This window comes from Kocuria oceani (genome assembly GCF_029524215.1).
In the GTDB taxonomy this organism is placed as follows: Bacteria; Actinomycetota; Actinomycetes; order Actinomycetales; family Micrococcaceae; genus Kocuria; species Kocuria oceani.
This window is the reverse complement of sequence record NZ_JARAMH010000005.1, coordinates 103,298-121,375: the sequence shown is the minus strand read 5'-3', so window position 1 is coordinate 121,375 and position 18,078 is coordinate 103,298. Positions and strand designations below refer to the sequence as shown.

Below are 18,078 nucleotides of genomic sequence, written 5' to 3'. Positions count from 1 at the left end.
GCGCCGCCCGCCGCTTGTTAGCTATTGCGAATACATGCACCATGGGTGGTGCGGGCACGTCCGTTCCCGCGATCTTCAGCCGGTGTCGATCGACCCCCCGGGTCGGTGCCGAGCCCGACCGGAGGTGCCACCATGCCTGCTCCCGCCGCCCGCCGTCTCGCTCTCGCCGCCGCGCCCGCCGTGCTGGCCTGCGTGCTCGCCGCGCCCCCGGCCGCCGCCGCGACCCCGGAGACCTCCGGGGTGGTCCGCACCGAGCCCGCTCCGGCCCCTGCCGCCGACGACCCGCGGACGGTGGAGGACCTCGTGCCGGCCGCCCGGGTCATCCCCGAGCCGGTGTCCTCGTTCCCGGACCAGGGGCGCGGCCCGCTGCTCGCGGTGGGCGGGGCGGTGGTCGCCCTGATGGGCGCGTTCGTGGCGGGTCTCAGCCGCCGCCCCGACCCGGTCGACTGAACCGGCCCGGTCGACTGGACCAGCCCGCAGGCCGCGCGGGCCGGCCGCCCGGCCGGGCCGGCGGGCCCGCGGGCCCGCGCGTCAGTCGGCCTGGGAGGGGGGCACGCGCACCGAGAGCACGCCCGGCAGGATCTCGGACTCGAAGCCGGTGATCCGTCCCGTGCCGTCCCCGTCCACCTGGGACTCGATGGGCTCGTGGAACTCCACGCGCACCTTCTTCCCGGCGAAGAACTCGATCACGGGCAGGTCCCGCCGCTGCCGGAACACGACCTTCGCGGCCATCAGCGCCCACTCCAGGGTGCTGCGCGGGGACATCACGACGAGGTCCAGCACGCCGTCGTTGATCTTCGCCTGGGGCACCAGGATCATCCCCGCCGTGAGGATCCCGCAGTTGGCGGCCATCACGGAGCGCACCCGCCGGCTCTGCCACTCGCCGTCGTCGATCCGGAACCGGGCCCACCGCGGCGGGGCGAACAGGTGCCGGACCCCGGCCTCCCCGTAGGCGGCCCAGCCGACCAGCTTCTTGAGCTCGTCCTTGGTGTCCGTCATGATCTGCGCGTCGAAGCCGGCCCCGCCCATCACGCAGAAGGCGTGGTCCTGCACCGTTCCGTCGGCCAGCTCCACCCGGAAGGTCGCCATGTCGATGGCACGCTCCGCGCCGAAGAGCGCGATGTCCACGTTGCGGTGCGGGTCGCCGAGGTCGGCGCCGAGGTTGCGGGCCAGGAGGTTGCCCGTGCCCAGCGGCAGCAGGCCCATCGGGACGTCCCCGTCGACGAGGGTCTCCGCGACGGCCCGCACGGTGCCGTCGCCGCCGGCGGCGAGGACGAGGTCGAAGCCCTGCTCCAGCGCCCGGCGGGTCATGGAGAACCCGGGGTCGTCCTCCTCCGTCTCGAAGAAGACGGGGTCCGGCAGCCCGCCCTTGCGGCAGCCGATGATGATGGCGTCGCGGGCGAGGTCCGCGTCGGCCTTGATCGGGTTGATGACGACGGCGACCCGTTTCGGGCCCACTGGAGTGGCGGTCACGCGAGGACTCCTCGGTTCGGCGGTGCTGGGGGGTGGGCGGCATCGTGCGGTGACCGCACGGCGCGGCGCGCCCGTTCCGGGGCGCCGGGCGGATGGCGGCGGTCCTCCAGCCTAACCCGCCGGCCCCGCCCGGCCCGAGCACGGGTCTTCGGTACCCTGTCAGGGTGATCGACATCAACCAGCTCCGTGAGCACCCCGACGTCTTCCGCGCCTCGCAGCGCGCCCGCGGGGCGGACTCGTCCCTGATCGACCGGATCCTGGAGGCGGACGTCGCGCGCCGCAACCTGATCACCGAGTACGAGAACCTGCGGGCCGAGCAGAACGCGTTCGGCAAGCAGGTGGCCCGCGCCCGGGGCGAGGAGAAGCAGGCGCTGCTGGCCGAGGTCAAGGAGCTGGCCGCCCGGGTCAAGGAGGCGCAGGCGGCCTCCGAGGCGGCCCGCGCCCGGCAGGACGAGCTGGTCTCCGTGGTCGAGAACCTGATCCTCGACGGCGTCCCCACCGGCGGTGAGGACGACTACGTCGTGCTGCGCACCGTGGGGCAGCCGCGGGACTTCGCCGCCGAGGGCCTCGAGCCCCGCGACCACCTTGAGATCGGCGAGCTGGTGGACGGCATCGACATGGAGCGCGGCGCCAAGGTCTCCGGGGCACGGTTCTACTTCCTCAAGCGCGACGTCGCCCGGCTCGAGACCGCCCTGCTGCTCATGGGCCAGGACCTGGCCCTGGACAACGGCTTCGTCCCCATGACCACGCCCAACCTCGTGCGCCCGGAGATCATGAGCGGCACGGGCTTCGACATCGCCCACTCGGACGAGATCTACCACGTGGGCAAGGACGAGCTCTACCTGGTGGGCACCTCCGAGGTGCCCCTCGCCGGGTACCACGCGGACGAGATCCTCGACCTCGCCGACGGGCCGCTGCGCTACGCGGGCTGGTCCTCCTGCTACCGCCGCGAGGCCGGCTCCGGGGGCAAGGACACCCGCGGCATCATCCGCGTCCACCAGTTCAACAAGCTGGAGATGTTCGTCTACTGCTCCCCGGAGGACGCCGAGGCCGAGCACGCGCGGATGCTCGGCTGGGAGGAGGAGATGCTCACCCGCTGCGAGCTGGCCTACCGGGTGATCGACACCGCCGCCGGGGACCTCGGCGCCTCGGCCGCGCGCAAGTTCGACTGCGAGGCGTGGGTGCCCACCCAGGGCCGGTACCGCGAGCTGACCTCGACCTCCAACTGCACCACCTACCAGGCCCGGCGGCTCAACGTGCGCGAGCGGCTGCCCGGCAGCACGGACGACGCCGGCAAGGCCCGCAAGGGCGGCACCCGCACGGTGGCCACCCTCAACGGCACGCTCGCGACCACCCGCTGGCTGGCCGCGATCCTGGAGACGCACCAGCAGGCGGACGGGTCCGTGCGCGTGCCGGAGGCGCTGCGCCCCTACCTGCGCGGCCAGGAGACCATCCCCGTCCGGCGCTGAACCGACGGGTCGCGTTCGACCCGTATTCATCTCATACCGAAATGCTGGTCACCCTGTCGGTGTCATGTGGCACCATGTCCCGCATGACGAAAGAAAAGACGGCTGGCACCGAGGACCAGCACGAACTGATCAGCATCAACTCCACCGTCCCGCTGAAGGTCGAACACTCGGAGGACCTCGGCGACACCGGCGGCACCACCGCCCCCACGCGCTCGGCCGCGGACGTCCGCGTCCCGCTCAAGGTCCAGCCGCCCCGCTCCAACGGGTGGAAGAAGGAGGCGGGGGTCCGCTACCTCGTGGCCCTCGACGTCGACGGCACCCTCGTGGACCACGACGGGCACATGTCCCCGGCGGTGCGCGACGCGGCCCGCGCCGTGCTCCGGGCCGGCCACCACGTGGTCATCTCGACCGGCCGCTCCAAGGGGGCGACCCTGCCCGTGGTCGAGCTCATCGGCCAGGAGCGCGGCTACGCCGTGTGCTCCAACGGCGGCATGACCCTCGAGCTGGACCCGGGGCTGCCCGACTACCACCGCGTGCTCGAGTGCGTCTCCTTCGACCCCGGCCAGGCCCTCGAGGCCCTCGAGCAGCGCCTGCCCACGGCGAAGTTCGCCCTCGAGACCGAGGACGGGTCCTTCTACTCCACGGAGCGCTTCCAGGACGCCTCCTTCGGCATCGAGGCCGTGGGCGTGGACCTGCACCAGCTCGCCCAGATGCAGGCCGTGCGCATGGTCGTCTACAGCACCGAGCACACCCCGGAGGAGTTCGCCCTGGCCATCGACGAGGCCGGCCTGCACGGGGTCACCTACTCGGTGGGCTGGAGCGCCTGGCTGGACATCGCCGCCAACGGCGTCTCCAAGGCCAGCGCCCTGGAGCAGGTCCGCCGCCGGCTCGGCGTGGACCCCTCCCACACGGTGGCGGTCGGCGACGGCCGCAACGACATCGAGATGCTCGACTGGGCCGCCCGCGGCGTCGCCATGGGCCAGGCCCCGGACGAGGTCGCCGCCGCCTGCCACGAGGTCACCCACACCGTCTACGAGGACGGCGTCGCCCGGATCCTGCGCTCCCTGCTGTGAGGCGTGCGGCTCACAGGCCGTACTCCTCGAGCAGGCGCAGCCACACCTCGCTGATCGTGGGGAAGACGGGCACCGCGTGCCACAGCCGCTCCACTGGAACCTCGCCGGCCACGGCCACGGTCGCCGCGTGGAGCAGCTCCGCCACGTCCGGGCCCGCGAAGAACGCTCCGACGATCGTGCGGCGGCGCCGGTCCACCACGAGGCGGGCCCAGCCGCGGTAGCCGTCCCGGTGCAGGGAGGCCCCCGCCACGTCGATGTCGTGCTCCACGACGTCCACCTCCAGCCCGTCCGCGCGGGCCTGCTCCGCGGAACGGCCCACGGAGGCCACCGCGGGATCGGTGAACACCACCTGCGGCACGGCGCAGGCGTCGGCGGTGGACGCGTACCGCGACCACGCGGGAACGGAGTCCCCGAGCCGCCCGGCGGCGCGGGCCACGACGGCGTCCCCCACGGCGCGCGCCTCGTACTTGCCCTGGTGGGTCAGCAGCGGGCCGCCCGCGGCGTCCCCCGCCGCGTACAGCCACTGCTCCTGCGGTCCGGCCACCCGCCCGGAGGCGTCCACCTGCAGCTCCGCGGGGTCCAGGCCGAGCTCCTCGAGCCCGAGGCCGTCCAGGGCGGGGCGCCGCCCGGTGCTCACGAGCAGCCGCTCCGCGCAGACCGTCCCGCCGTCGTCGAGGACGAGCTCGATGCCGTCCTCGCCGTGCCGGACCCGGTCCGTGCCCCGTCCCTCGAGGACGGTGACCCCCTCGGCCTCCAGCGCGTCGGCCACCAGCCGTGCGGCCGGCTGCGGGAACGCGCCCAGCAGCCGGCTGCGGGCGACCACGGTGACCCGGGAGCCCAGCCGGGCGAAGGCCTGCGCCAGCTCCGTGCCGGACACCCCGCCGCCGAGCACCGCGAGGGAGCCGGGGACCTCCCGGGCGGCGGTGGCCTCCCGCGTGCCCCAGAACGGCGCGTCCGCCAGCCCCGGCACCGGAGGCACGACCGGGCGCGAGCCCGTGGCCAGCACCACGGCGTGGCGGGCCGCGAGCCGGCGCACGCCCCCGTCCCCGGCGGTCACCTCGACCTGCCGCGGCCCGGTCAGCCGCGCCCGTCCCCGGAGCAGCTCCACGCCGGCTCCGGCGAGCCACTCGGCCTGGCCCGAGTCGTCCCAGTGCGCGGCGAAGGCGTCCCGGCGGCGCAGCGCCGCGGCCGCGTCCGGGCGCCCGGTGACGGCCTGCGCGGCCCCGGCCACCCCCCGGGCGGCCTCGACCGCGGCGCCCGGGCGGAGCAGCGCCTTGGAGGGGACGCAGGCCCAGTAGGAGCACTCCCCGCCCACGAGCTGCGCCTCCACGAGCGCGGCGCTCAGCCCGCCCCGCACCACGCGGCCGGCCGCGTTCTCGCCGACCGGCCCGCCGCCGATCACCACCACGTCGTACGTCTCCGGGGTCCGTGTCATCCCCCGAGTCTGCCAACGGCGGGGGCACCGGACAACCGGCTCCGCCCCCGGGAGTGACCCGGGCCACGCCCGGGGGAGGCCCTGGTGATAGGGTTTTCGGCAGACCGGGTGACCACGTCATCGCCGACAAGCCGAAAGGCGTACCGTGCTCGATTACGTGTCCGACCGGTGGGAGCAGATCCTCTTCGCCAGCTGGCAGCACTTCTCCCTGGTGGTCCAGTGCCTGGTGCTGGCCACGGTCCTCGCGGTGGCGCTGGCGGCCCTGTGCTACCGCTCGCCCCGGCTCACCACCGTGGCCAACAACGTCTCCGCCGTGGGTCTGACCATCCCCTCCTTCGCCCTCATCGGCCTGCTCATCGCCCCGCTGGGCTTCGGGGTGCTGCCCGCGGTCGTCGTCGTCACCTTCTTCGCCGTCCTGCCGGTCCTGCGCAACGCGGTGGTCGGCCTGGCCGGTGTCCCGCCGGCCACCGTCGAGGCCGCCCGCGGTCTGGGCATGAGCCGTGGCGCCACGTTCCTGCGGGTCGAGCTGCCGATGGCCTGGCCGGTCATCCAGGCCGGCATGCGGATCTCCGCCCAGATGGTGATGGGCGTGGCCGCCATCGCCGCCTACGTCCTCGGCCCGGGTCTGGGCGGCTTCATCTTCTCCGGCCTGTCCCGGCTCGGCGGCGCCAACTCCCTGGCCTCGGTCCTCACCGGCGTCGTGGCGGTCGTCGTCGTCGCCCTCATCCTGGACGGGCTGCTCGTGCTGCTCGGCCGACTCACCACATCGCGAGGTATCCGTGTCTGACTCCGCCCCCCGCACCGCCCCCTCCGTCACCGGAGCCCGCATCCTGCTGGAGAACGTCTCCAAGCGGTACCCCGGGCAGGCCAGGGCCGCCGTGGACGGGCTGACCCTGGAGATCCCCGCGGGCAGCACCGTGATGCTCGTGGGACCCTCCGGGTGCGGCAAGACCACCACCCTGAAGATGATCAACCGGCTCATCGAGCCCTCCGAGGGCCGGATCGTGATCGACGGCCAGGACGTCACCTCGATGAACGGCGACGAGCTGCGCCGCGGCATCGGCTACGTCATCCAGGCCGGCGGGCTCTTCCCGCACATGAGCGTGGCCACCAACATCGGCATGGTCCCGAAGATGCTCGGCTGGGACCGGGCCCGCATCGCCGCCCGCGTGGACGAGCTGCTCGAGCTCGTCTCCCTCGACCCGGCCGTGTACCGGGACCGCTATCCCCGGGAGCTCTCGGGCGGGCAGCAGCAGCGCGTGGGAGTGGCGCGCGCGCTGGCCGCGGACCCGCCGGTGCTGCTCATGGACGAGCCCTTCGGCGCCGTGGACCCCATCACCCGGCAGCGCCTGCAGGACGAGCTCATCAACATCCAGCACGAGCTGCAGAAGACCATCGTGTGCGTCACCCACGACTTCGACGAGGCCGTGAAGCTGGGCGACTGGATCGCGGTCTTCGACGAGGGCGCCCGGGTGGTCCAGTACGACGCCCCCGAGCGGATCCTGGCCGAGCCCGCCGACGAGTTCGTGGAGGACTTCATCGGCACGGGCGCCGGGCTCAAGCAGCTGACCCTCACCCGGGTCCGGGAGGTGGACCTCGTCCCCGCCGTGACCGCCCGGCCCGGCGAGGACGTGCAGACGGTGCTCGCCCGCGGCGAGCAGGCCGGCACCCGGGACGTCGTGGTCCTCGACGACCGGGACCGCCCGCTGTCCTGGCCCGCCCGCCGCCAGCTGGAGCGCTTCAGCACGGTCCCCGGCGACCGCAACGAACGGCTGCCGCTGGTCGGCACCGGTGCCACGCTCAACGACGCGCTGGACACGATGCTCGTCTCGAGCACCGGAGCGGCCCTCGTGGTCGGGCCCCGGGACCGCTTCGAGGGCGTCATCTACGTGGAGACCGTCATGGCCGCCATCACGGAGGCCCGCCGCGCCGTGGACCCGGAGGAGGCGCCGCTGGGGCACAACACGGGGGAGATGCCCGCCGTGAGCCCGGCCGGTCCCGGCGGTGGGGACCGATGAGCACGCAGACGGAACGGCCCGCGGCGGCCGGCCCCGGGCCCCAGGACGGCCCGGCGGCCCCGGACGCCTCCGCCGACGTCGACCGGCGAACCTGGCGCGGGATGCTCCTGCAGCCCGTGGCGATCCTCGCGGCGCTGGGCCTGCTGGCGCTGTGGCTGTCCACCGCGGAGCTGACGGAGACCGAGGCGGTGACCCTGCGCCCCGGGGCGCTGTGGGACCTCACGGTGCAGCACCTGCAGCTGACCGTGGTGGCCACCGTGGTGGTGCTGCTGGTGGCCGTGCCGGTGGGGATCCTCCTCACCCGCGCGCCGCTGCGCTTCCTCACCGGCCCGGTGATCGCCGTGGCGAACATCGGCCAGGCCGCCCCGGCCGTGGGGCTGATCGTGCTGTTCGCGTTCTGGCTGGGCTTCGGCTTCCAGGCCTCCGTGGTCGCCCTGATCGTCTACGCGACCCTGCCCGTGCTCAAGAACACCATGGTCGGCCTCGACGGCGTCGACCGCAGCCTCGTGGAGGCCGGCCGCGGCATGGGCATGAGCGCGCTCGCGGTCCTGCTCCGCGTCGAGCTGCCGCTGGCGGTGCCGGTCATGCTGGCCGGGGTGCGGACCGCGCTGATCCTGGTGGTCGGCACCGCCACCCTGGCCACCTTCGTCAACGGCGGTGGACTGGGGCTGCTGATCACCACGGGCGTCAACCTCGACCTCGTGCGGGTGCTCGTCGCCGGCTCGATCCTCGTGGCGCTGCTCGCGCTGACCATCGACTGGATCGGCCGCGTCGTGGAGCACGTCGCGCGCCCGAAGGGACTGCGATGAGAACCCCACGCCCCGCGGGCGCCGCCCTGCTGCTCTCCGGCGCCGCGCTGCTGCTGGCCGGCTGCGGGCTGGAGCCCTCCACCGCCTACGTGCCCGCCGCCGAGCCCGGCTCCATCCAGCCCGTCGAGGGCGCCGAGGGGACCGAGGTGAAGGTGACGTCCAAGAACTTCACCGAGCAGCTGATCCTCGGCAAGATCGCTGTGCTGGCCGTGGAGGCCGCCGGCTTCGAGACCGAGGACCTCACCAACGTGCCCGGCTCCCAGCCGGTGCGCGAGCTCATGCTGTCCGGGGACGCCGACCTGACCCTCGAGTACACCGGCACGGCGTGGCTCACCTACCTCGGCCACGAGCAGGGCATCCCGGACCAGCAGGAGCAGTGGCAGGCCGTGCACGACGAGGACCTGGGCAACGGGCTGACCTGGGGGGCCCCGGCCGCGCTCAACAACACCTACGCCATGGCCGTGCGCACGGAGTACGCCGAGGCCAACGGGCTGGAGACGGTCTCGGACATCGCGGAGCTGCCGGTGGCCGAGCGCACGTTCTGCGTCGAGGCGGAGTTCAACTCCCGCAGCGACGGGCTGACCCCGCTGCTCGCCCACTACGGCCTCGACCGCGGCAGCGAGGTGCCGGAGGACAACATCGGCATCTACGACACCGGGGCGATCTACTCGGCCACGGACAGCGGCGAGTGCAACTTCGGGGAGGTGTTCTCGACCGACGGCCGCATCCCCGCCCTGGACCTGACCGTCCTCGAGGACGACCGGCAGTTCTTCCCGGCCTACAACGCCGCCCCGGTGTTCAACACGGAGCTGCTGCAGGAGTTCCCGGCCTTGGAAGAGGTCCTGGAGCCGATCTCCCAGGCGCTGACCGACGACGTGATGCAGGAGCTCAACCGGCAGGTGGACGTCGAGGGGCGGGACCCGGCCGACGTCGCCTACGAGTGGATGCTCTCCGAGGGGTTCATCGTCGAGGCCTGAGCCCCCGGGCCGGCTCCGGGCGGTGCGCACAGCTCGAGCAGCCGCGCCGCGGCGGGGCGGGCGTCCCACTCCTCCTGCCACAGGGCGCGCGCCACCGCCTTGGAGACGGCCTGCGGGGTGATGCCCAGCTCCCCGGCCACGACCTTCTGCTGGCCGCGCGCCCCGGGGACGAGGAGGTCCACGACGCGCCACTCCGCCGCCGTGCGCTGGGCCACGATCCGCCCCAGCAGCCGCAGCACGGACTGGGCCCGGGCCGCGGCCGCGGCGTCCTCCGCGGCCACGCACACCGGGACCCGCCCCGTCCGGGCGGCCGCCGCGGCGGCGTGGTGGGCCTGCACCGTCCCGGGACCGTCGGCGCGCAGGCCCGTCCGCCCGTCGGCGCCGGTGACGGTCTCGAGCCCGACCGGGCCCACTCCGATCCCCACGCGCCACGCCTCGCCGCGCAGCCCGGCCAGGGCCGCGGCCACCGCCTCGGCCGGGTCCGCGGTGATGCCCTGCACCGCGTGCGCCCGGGCGCCCTGGAAGGGCACCACGGTCCCGAGGTCCCCGAGCCGGCGCAGCAGCGCCGGCGCGAGGTCCCCTGCCTCGCGGTGGCGCTGGTCCAGGCTCACGACGTACACGCTCCCAGTATCGGTCACCGCGGGAGCCCGGTCCCGGCGGCGCGGCCGGGGCTCACTCCCAGAACCGCGGCTCGATGTCCACGCCCCGGGCGAGCAGCTCGTCCTCCAGCGGCTCCCGGCAGATCAGGGGCAGGCGCAGGCAGCCGATCCGGTCGTCGGGGTCGAAGTAGGCCGTGAGCCGGTCGAAGCCCTGCCGGAACCGGGCGAGCTCCTTGGCCGTGGCGGCGACCTCCGTGAGGTCGGCGTCGGAGGCGAGCACCCAGAAGGACGCCGGGTCGGTGAGCTGCAGCAGCCCCACCGGCCCCCCGGCGTCGTTGTTCTCGGTGCCGGCCCAGCCGGGCACGCGCAGCCAGCCGCCGGGTTCGGCCGCGCCCAGGGCCGGCGCCACGGGGTCGTACTCCCACGCCCGGGCCCGCTGCACCCACCACGGCGGGGCGGGCAGGTAGAGCGGGCCGTCCAGGTCCACGGGCCAGCGCGCGGCGGCGAAGGCCCCGGCGTCGACCCGGTCCCAGAAGTGCTCCGCGGTGAGGTCGGTGCCCACGCTGTTCAGGGCCGCTCCCGGGTCGTCCCGCTGCATCCCGTGCCAGTAGGTGGGGCGGGTGGCCACCCCCGCGCCCCGCAGCAGGGCGTCGAGCTCCTCGAGGTGGGCCGGCTCCCCGAGCACCACCGTCCGGCTCTCGAAGTGCAGGACGTAGGGCACGCGCACCGAGCGCTCGCCGCTCACGGCGACCCCGGGCCCGCTCCGCGGCGGCACAGCCGGGTGAACCGGCCCAGCAGCTGCAGGCCCTCCGGGGTGGCGGGCAGGTAGTCCGTCAGGGCGGGGGAGCGCACGAGCACGGCGCACCACTGCCCGCGGGAGACCGCCACGTTGAGCCGGTGGGGGGACAGCAGGAACTCCATGCCCCGGTGGCCCTCGGCGGACGAGGCGGCCATGGACACGATGACCACGGGGGCCTCCTGCCCCTGGAAGCGGTCGACGGTGCCCACCCGGACCCCTCCGCCCTCCTCGTCCCGCAGCCCGGCCGCGCGCAGCTCCTGGGCCACGAGCTCGACCTGGGCGTTGTAGGCCGCCACCACGAGCACGTCCGCGGGGGTCAGCGCCACGGGCGCGGCGTCCGGACCGGCACGCCAGGGGGTGCCCACGAACTCCCGGGCCAGCGCCACGACCTGCCGGGCCTCCTCGGGGGAGGCCGTGCGGTTGCCGGTGTGCTCGACGTAGCAGGTGCGCAGGCCCGGGGCCACACCGCTGAGCTCCCGCCGGGACGCGGCCGGTGCGGAGCCCAGCCGCCCGGCGTAGGAGAGCTCGGAGACCGGCTCGCACAGCTCGGGGTGCATCCGCCAGGTGCGGTCCAGGAAGTAGCCGTACTCCGCCGGCAGCGTGGGGGACCCGTGGGAGAGCCAGCCGAGCGCCGACTCGTCGACGGGCAGGGGATGGGTGCCCTGCGAGACCTGCGGCAGCTGCTGGGGGTCCCCGAGCAGCAGCAGCCGGCGCGCGGCCCGGGACACGGCCAGGGTGTTGGCGAGCGAGTACTGCCCGGCCTCGTCGACCACGAGCAGGTCCAGGGCCTCGTCCTCGAGGTACGCGGCGTTGGAGAAGTCCCACGCCGTGCCGCCGACCACGGCGCCGCCCTCGGCGAGGAACGCGGCGAGGTCCCGGCCCGCGAGCGTCCGCCAGGGCCCCTGACCGGACGTGGGGCGCCCGGCCGGCGCCTTCTTGCCGACGCGCTCGGCGGGCACGCCGCCCTTCGCGATCACCCCGCCCAGCAGGTTCTCCACGACCGCGTGGGACTGGGCGACCACGCCGATCCGCCACCCGGCCTCCACCAGCCGGCCGATGACGTGGGAGCCGAGGAACGTCTTGCCGCTGCCCGGAGGTCCCTGGACGGCGAGGAAGCTGCGGTCCAGCGCGCGCAGGGCCTGGACCACGGCGTCGATCGTGCCGCCGGGTCCCGGGACGGGCAGGGGCCCGCCGCCGGCCGGGCGCGGCGGCTCGCGCAGGAGCAGCCCCAGCCCCGGCAGCTCGGGCAGCTCCGGCAGGGCGTCGGCGGTGCGGGCGGCCAGCGTCTGCAGCGACTCCTCGAGGGAGGCGGTGGCGATCGGCCGCTCCGGGGTCAGCGCCAGGGGCAGCTCGGCCCAGGGCTCGGGGGCGGCGGCGCCGCGGGGCGTGCGCAGCCGCTCCCGGACGGTGAGCACCGCCGTGCCGTCCTCGCGCTCGTCGAGCTCCTCCAGCGCGGCGGTCCAGTCCCCGGCCCGGCCGCTGCCGCGTCCGGCGGCCTCCTCGGCGAGGTGGGCGGGAACGGGCGGGCCGTAGACCAGGAACAGCCCGGTGGCCCCCGGCCGGAGCGTGGAGCCCTCGCCGAACCGGCCCGCGAGGCGCAGCAGGCGGGTGGGCGCGGCGCCGGCGCGCTTGGCCGGGTCCTTCGCCCAGTCCTCGAGCACCTCCGCCCGCTGCACCACGAACACGTCGCGGGTGTCCTCCCAGTCCTCGACCGGGCCCTCCAGGCGGTCGAAGTGGGACCACCAGTACTGCTTGCGCTCACGGCGGTGGTAGCCGGTGGCGGAGGCGACCATCGCCACGGCGGTGCGCTGCCGGGGCCCGAGCCCGTCGGCGGCCCCCGGGCGGTCCAGGAACTCGCGCAGCCGCTGCTCCGCGTCCGTCATCGCGGTCCCGGGCAGCTCCTCGGCGGGCTCGGCCGGGACCGGGGCGGGCCGGTGCCCCGCGGGGTCGGCGGAGATCCCGGCCAGGCCGAGCAGCCAGTCCCGCAGCCGCAGGGTCGAGAGACAGTCGTAGGCGTTGTAGTCGGCGATGCCCGCCAGGATCCGGTCCGCCTCCTCCGCCTGTCCGGCGTCCCGGGCGGCGCAGGAGTCGGCGTAGGCCACCACCGACGCCCCGGCGTCCACCACGTCCCCGGTGCGCAGGTGCCGGCCCATGTACAGCGGCTCCAGCTTCTTGATGGAGTAGGAGTTCTCGGACAGCCGCAGGCTTCCCCGCACCGTGTCGTAGAGGTCCACCAGGACGTTCTCGCGCAGCAGCCGGTCCACGGCGTCCTCGCCCACGGCGTGGACCAGGGAGAGCCGGCGCAGGGCCGCCTTCTCGTAGTCGGCGTAGTGGTAGACGTGCATCCCGGGGAAGCGCTCCCGGCGCTCGGCCACGTAGTCCAGGAACTCCCGCAGCGCGGTGCGCTCCTGGTCCCGCGAGTGGGCCCAGAACGGCCGGAAGACGGGCTCGGCGCCCGGGGCGGCGGGCTGTTCGACCACCCCGAAGAGGTACTCGAGCCCCCAGGACGCCGGGTCCTCGGGGTCCTGCCACAGGGGGTCGCCCTCGAAGTCGAAGAATACGTCCCCGGCGTTCGGGGCGGGCAGCCGCCGCAGCGGCTCCGTGCTGGTGACCCGGTAGGCCGTGCGGTGGGTCCGCCCGTCCTTCACCCACTCGGCGGCCCCGTCCTCGCCGCCGCGGCCCGTCTGCATCGCGGCCTGGTCCCGCAGCCGGCGGACCGCGGCCGGCAGCCGCGGGTCCTCGAGCCCGGCGAGCTCGTCGACGGTGCGCACCCCGTGCCGTTCCCGCAGCGTGCGGCGCATCCGCACGGACATGCCGGCGGTCAGCAGCAGGTCCCGGTGCTCGGCGACGGCCCGCGCGCAGTGCCCGCAGCGCCCGCAGCGGCCCACACGGTCGTCGTGCCACCGGACGGGGCCGGTGCGCGCCCGGTGGGCGGCGGCGGCGGCCACGAAGCGCTCCCGGCGCTCCTGGTAGACGGCCAGGTGCTCGGCGACGGGGAAGACGGCCTCCCGCTGGTCGCCCAGGACCAGCGTGACCTCCGGCGCCACGGGTGCTCCCGCCCGCTCGAGCTGGTCGGCGTAGGCGGCGAGCTGGAGCAGGGCGGTGACCTTGGCGTGCCGGGCGAGCTTGGTGTCGTGGACGGCGTAGGCGCCGTCCGGGCGGCGGACGAGGAAGTCGGCGCGGCCGTGGAAGCCGCCGTCGAAGAAGGAGGCCTGGAAGACGACGTCCGCCCCGGCGCGGAGGGCGGCCAGGGACTCCGCGTGCTTGGCCGCCAGCCCGGCCCGGTCCGCACCGCGGACCGGCTCGACCTCGTAGACCCCGCGGCCCGTGGCCGGGTCCCAGGGGCCGAACGCCGTCCGGTGGGCGGCGAGGACCCGGTGCTCGTGGGCGTCGCCCAGGGCGGCCGTGCGGGTGCGCATCGCGTCGCGCTCCTCCGGGCGCCGCGGCGCCCGGCCGAGCAGCTCGTCCAGGACGCTCAGGCTCGCGAACGGGCACTCGGCCGCGCGCACCAGGTCGCTCGCGGAGAAGACGAGGTCCGCCTCGGGGCCCAGCAGGAACATGCGCATCCTTCCGACGGGACCGGGGCCGTCCCGGGTCCGGGACCATCGAACCACAGGCGCCGGACGGCGTAGGACGGGGCGGACCGGGATCGGCCGGCAGGTCCTCGGACCTGCCGGCCGACTCCCGGCGGCGGCGGAGCCGGTCCGCCGGGATGGGCCGGGAGAGATCGGTGGATCGCGGCGCGGGTGGGGGGACCCCGCCGCCACCGGGCACCTCTCGGGTGCTCACCGGCGACCTCGATCCCGGCCGGCGGCCCGGATGCCATGGGGGGATGCATCCCGGACCGTCGGGCCGGCTGAGCCGGCCGATCCCAATATAACGAAATTCATGGAGTTACCACAGGGGTCGGGACACGGCGGGGGCCGGGGACCGGTGTGGTCCCCGGCTCCCGCCGGTGCGCCGTGCGCTCAGTCGGTGGACGCGGCCTTCTCCTCCGCCTCGGCGGCGGACTCGTAGTGGGACTGCTCGAAGCGCTCGAGGGCCTCCGTGACGAGGCGCTCGGCCGTCTCCCGGCCCTCCCAGCCCTCGCCCTTGACCCACTTGTTCGGCTCGAGGTCCTTGTAGCGCTCGAAGAAGTGCTGGATCTCCTTGAGCTTGAACTCGTCGATGTCGTCCAGGCCCTGGATGTGGTCGTAGCGCTTGTCGGTGGACACGCACAAAATCTTCGCGTCCCCGCCGGCCTCGTCGTTCATGTTGAACACGGCGATCGGACGGGACTCCACGAGCACACCGGGGACGATCTCGAAGTCCAGCAGCACGAGGGCGTCCAGGGGGTCGCCGTCCTCGCCCAGGGTGTCCTCGAAGTACCCGTAGTGGGCCGGGTACTGCATCGAGGTGAACAGCACGCGGTCCAGGCGCAGGCGGCCGGTCTCGTGGTCGATCTCGTACTTGACGCGCGATCCCCGGGGGATCTCGATGGTGACGTCCAACTCCATGGTGTTTCTCCTCGTGCGTGCGAAGGCCGGCGGGGCCCCGGGTCGTCCGGGGCGGCCGGACAGGGCTGACAGCGGCCGGGCGCGGCCGCACCACCCAGGCAGGGTGGGGGCAGATCCGACCCCACGATAACCGCGGCCCCGCGGGCGGCGGTAACCGCCGTGGCGCGGGACGCCCCGGGGCGGCCCCGCCGCGGGGGCCACAATGGGCACCATGCACACCCCCCGGCGCCCCGCGCCCGGCCGCCGGCGCCGGGTCCTGGCCACCCTGCTCCTCGCGCTCGGTGCCGGCCTGGCCGGCTGGTCCCACCCGGGCTGGCTGCCCGCGCCGGCCCCCGCACCGCACCCCGCAGGACCCGTGCCGCCGGCGGCACGGGCCCTGCCCCCGGCCGCGCCCACCCCGCACGGCGCCGTGCTCCCGGACCCGGGCGCACCGCTGCCCTCCGCCGCCGAGGTGGCGGCGGCGGTGGGCCCCGCCCTCGACGGCGCCTCCGCCGGGCGGCGCTCCGTCCTGGTGGCCGACGCCCTCACCGGTGCCCCGCTGCACGAGCAGGACCCGGACACCGCCCTGGTGCCGGCCTCCAACCAGAAGCTGGTCACCCTCCTGTCGCTGCTGACCCACGCCGATCCGGGCGAGCGCCTGCGCACCGCCGTCGTCGCGGGGGAGGAGCCGGACACGGTCGTGCTCGTCGCCGGGGGCGACACCCTGCTGCGGCCCGGCCGCTCCGACCCGGACGCGGTGCAGGGCCGCGCCGGCATGCGGACCCTGGCACAGGAAACGGCCCGCGCGCTCGTCGCCCGGGGGGCGGGCGCGCCCCGCACCGTGCGGTGGGACGCCGGGCTCTTCCCGGGCCCGGCCCTCAACGAGGCCTGGGCCGCCGGGGACGTCGCCGCCGGGCAGATCGGGCCCGTGGCCCCCATGGCGTTCTGGTCCCACCGCGTGCCGGCCGGGGACGTGGCCTCGCCCGCGCGCCCCGGAGACGCCGCGGCGGACGTCGCCGCGGTCTTCGCCGCCGAGCTGCGGGCGGCGCTCGCCGCCGAAGGGGTCGCCGCCCCGCCGTTCCGGCTCGCCCCCGGACCGGCGCCCCGGGGAGCGGCCGAGCTGGCCGCGGTGGAGTCCGCCACCCTGGCCGAGCAGGCCGAGCTGATGATCCAGGACTCCGACAACCACCTCGCCGAGGTCCTGTCCCGGATCGCGGCCCGGGCCGCCGGCCACCCGGGCAGCATCACCGGCGGACGCGAGGCCGCGGCCGAGGCGCTCGCGGCCCGGGGGATCGACCCGGCGGGCCTCGTGCTCTCCGACGCCTCCGGGATGTCGCTGGACAACCGCATCCCCGCCCGCGCCCTCGAGCGCGTGGTGCGGGCCATGGCCGTGGACGGCACCGGCGCGCTGGCCCCGGGGGCCCGCGCGCTGCCGGTGGCCGGCGGATCCGGGACCCTCGCCGACCGGTTCGACGACGAGGCCGAGACCGCCGCCCGGGGACTGGCCCGGGCCAAGACCGGGACGCTGAACACGGTGGTCTCGCTCAGCGGCCACGTCAGCACGCGGGACGGGCGGCTGCTGACGTTCTCGGTGGTGCTCAACGAGGTCGCCGACCCGGCCGCCGCGCGCGACGCCGCCGACCGCGCCGTGGCGGCCCTCGCCCGACTGTGACGCGCGCGCGGCGGGAGCTCCCAGGCGCGTGTGGTTGCATGAGGCCATGACCACAGCACACCGCACCCCGGAGTCCGCGGCGCCCTCGGCGGCGCCGGGGATCGTCCGCTGGGACCTCGCCGCCGCCGCCGCCGCACGGATCACCCCGCCGGGGCCGAAGCTGTCCGCCGGAGCCAAGCAGGCCGCGGTCGCGTCGATGCGCCGCCACGCCGAGGCGTCCGTGGACCACGTGCACCGCATCACCGGACTGGAGGCCGCCCGGGACCTGAGGGACTCCACGGTCCTGGTGGTGGACCGCGCCGGGTGGGCCCGCGCGAACGCCCAGACCTTCCAGCTGCTCATGGAGCCGGCGGTGGAGGCGCTGCGCCGCCGCCGCCCGGAGCAGTTCGGCGCCGCCGCCACCGCCCTCGGCGGAACGGCCACGGCCATGGAGATGGCCGCGGTGCTGGGCTTCCTCTCGTCGAAGGTCCTCGGCCAGTACGACCCCTACGCGGGACTGGTCTCCGCCCTCGCCGCTCAGCGCCATCCCGGCGGGCGGCTGATGCTCGTGGCCCCCAACATCCTGACCGTGGAGCGGGAGCTCAACGTGGAGCCCGAGGACTTCCGGCTGTGGGTCTGCCTGCACGAGCAGACCCACCGGGTCCAGTTCGCCGCGGCGCCGTGGCTGCGCGCGCACATGATGGAGCAGATCGACGAGCTCGCCGACTCGCTCATGGGCCAGGCCGAGACGCTGGGCGCCCGGCTCACGGAGGCCGTCCGGTCCCTGCCGGGACGGGCCGCCGGCCGCGGGGAGCCCCAGCCCTCCCTGGGCGTGGTGGGCCTGCTGATGGGCCGGCGGGAGCGGGAGGTGCTCTCCCACCTCACCGCCGTGATGAGCCTGCTCGAGGGGCATGCCAACTTCGTGATGGACGGGGTGGACGCCTCGGTGGTGCCCACCGTCAAGACGATCCGGCGGCGCTTCGAGCGCCGCTCGGAGCTGCAGGGCAGCCTGGACCGCTTCGTCCGGCGCCTGCTCGGCATGGACGCGAAGATGCGCCAGTACAGCGACGGCCAGCGCTTCGTCTCCGCCGTGGTGCGGGCCGTGGGTCTCGAGGAGTTCAACCGGATCTGGGAGGCCCCGGAGCACCTGCCCACGGAGGCCGAGATCCACGCCCCGGAGCGCTGGATCGAGCGCGTCCTGGGCGCCGCCGCACCGCGGCGCTGAGCCCACCGCGCCCACGGCGCCGGAAAATGTGCTAGACGTCGCCGACCCCGCGCTGACATGCAGTTTCATCGAGTT

Annotated in this window: 15 protein-coding genes; 9 read left to right on the top strand and 6 right to left on the bottom strand. The window is 75.2% G+C overall.

Annotated elements, in window-relative coordinates:
* Positions 1-132: 132 nt before the first annotated feature.
* Positions 133-450, top strand: coding sequence for a hypothetical protein (locus PU704_RS07460; RefSeq protein WP_047801554.1), 318 nt, complete (start codon positions 133-135; stop codon positions 448-450).
* 81 nt (positions 451-531) lie between these two features.
* Here the strand turns inward: PU704_RS07460 and PU704_RS07455 are convergent, their stop codons facing one another.
* Positions 532-1,473, bottom strand: coding sequence for a diacylglycerol/lipid kinase family protein (locus PU704_RS07455; protein WP_047801553.1), 942 nt, complete (start codon positions 1,471-1,473; stop codon positions 532-534).
* Positions 1,474-1,637: 164 nt separating this feature from the next.
* On the opposite strand from PU704_RS07455, the gene serS reads away from it, so the two are divergent.
* Positions 1,638-2,942 carry a serine--tRNA ligase gene (serS, locus tag PU704_RS07450; RefSeq protein WP_047801552.1) on the top strand — a complete coding sequence of 435 codons (1,305 nt, stop codon included), beginning with the start codon at positions 1,638-1,640 and terminating at the stop codon, positions 2,940-2,942.
* Between the two features lie 74 nt (positions 2,943-3,016).
* On the top strand, positions 3,017-4,015 hold the full coding sequence (locus PU704_RS07445; RefSeq protein ID WP_047801551.1) for an HAD family hydrolase: 999 nt from the start codon (positions 3,017-3,019) through the stop codon (positions 4,013-4,015).
* A 10-nt stretch (positions 4,016-4,025) separates the two neighbouring features.
* On the opposite strand, the gene PU704_RS07440 is transcribed toward PU704_RS07445, so the two are convergent.
* The gene (locus PU704_RS07440) at positions 4,026-5,450 is read right to left on the bottom strand and encodes a dihydrolipoyl dehydrogenase family protein (RefSeq protein WP_277550860.1); all 1,425 of its coding nucleotides are present in this window, start codon (positions 5,448-5,450) and stop codon (positions 4,026-4,028) included.
* A gap of 145 nt (positions 5,451-5,595) precedes the next feature.
* Here PU704_RS07440 and PU704_RS07435 point away from each other — a divergent pair, with 145 nt between their 5' ends.
* Genes PU704_RS07435 through PU704_RS07420 form a run of 4 tightly spaced genes read left to right on the top strand, consistent with a single transcriptional unit; the run spans position 5,596 to position 9,254 of the window.
* Positions 5,596-6,237, top strand: a complete 642-nt coding sequence (locus PU704_RS07435) for an ABC transporter permease (protein WP_047801549.1) — start codon at positions 5,596-5,598, stop codon at positions 6,235-6,237.
* A complete protein-coding gene (locus PU704_RS07430) occupies positions 6,230-7,468 on the top strand; it encodes an ABC transporter ATP-binding protein (protein ID WP_277550859.1) in 1,239 nt (412 codons plus the stop codon). Before PU704_RS07435 ends, PU704_RS07430 begins: the two co-directional genes overlap by 8 nt.
* Entirely contained in the window at positions 7,465-8,277 is an 813-nt protein-coding gene (locus PU704_RS07425; protein WP_380113640.1) for an ABC transporter permease, read from the top strand. The genes PU704_RS07430 and PU704_RS07425 overlap by 4 nt, the downstream gene beginning before the upstream one ends.
* On the top strand, positions 8,274-9,254 hold the full coding sequence (locus tag PU704_RS07420) for a glycine betaine ABC transporter substrate-binding protein (RefSeq protein WP_075871190.1): 981 nt from the start codon (positions 8,274-8,276) through the stop codon (positions 9,252-9,254). Before PU704_RS07425 ends, PU704_RS07420 begins: the two co-directional genes overlap by 4 nt.
* Here the strand turns inward: PU704_RS07420 and PU704_RS07415 are convergent.
* From PU704_RS07415 to PU704_RS07400, 4 genes are all read right to left on the bottom strand, one after another.
* Positions 9,212-9,874, bottom strand: coding sequence for a hypothetical protein (locus tag PU704_RS07415; RefSeq protein WP_075871191.1), 663 nt, complete (start codon positions 9,872-9,874; stop codon positions 9,212-9,214). The genes PU704_RS07420 and PU704_RS07415 overlap by 43 nt on opposite strands.
* 52 nt (positions 9,875-9,926) lie before the next feature.
* On the bottom strand, positions 9,927-10,598 hold the full coding sequence (locus PU704_RS07410; protein ID WP_139318406.1) for a hypothetical protein: 672 nt from the start codon (positions 10,596-10,598) through the stop codon (positions 9,927-9,929).
* Positions 10,595-14,212, bottom strand: coding sequence for a TM0106 family RecB-like putative nuclease (locus PU704_RS07405; RefSeq protein WP_277550858.1), 3,618 nt, complete (start codon positions 14,210-14,212; stop codon positions 10,595-10,597). The genes PU704_RS07410 and PU704_RS07405 overlap by 4 nt, the downstream gene beginning before the upstream one ends.
* 408 nt (positions 14,213-14,620) lie before the next feature.
* Positions 14,621-15,148, bottom strand: a complete 528-nt coding sequence (locus PU704_RS07400; protein WP_047804724.1) for an inorganic diphosphatase — start codon at positions 15,146-15,148, stop codon at positions 14,621-14,623.
* Positions 15,149-15,359: 211 nt separating this feature from the next.
* Between PU704_RS07400 and dacB the strand changes: the two genes are divergently transcribed.
* Together dacB and PU704_RS07390 are read left to right on the top strand one after the other, a co-directional pair.
* On the top strand, positions 15,360-16,799 hold the full coding sequence (dacB, locus tag PU704_RS07395) for a D-alanyl-D-alanine carboxypeptidase/D-alanyl-D-alanine endopeptidase (protein ID WP_277550857.1): 1,440 nt from the start codon (positions 15,360-15,362) through the stop codon (positions 16,797-16,799).
* 46 nt (positions 16,800-16,845) lie between these two features.
* The gene (locus PU704_RS07390; RefSeq protein WP_047804726.1) at positions 16,846-18,003 is read left to right on the top strand and encodes a zinc-dependent metalloprotease; all 1,158 of its coding nucleotides are present in this window, start codon (positions 16,846-16,848) and stop codon (positions 18,001-18,003) included.
* Positions 18,004-18,078 lie beyond the last annotated feature (75 nt).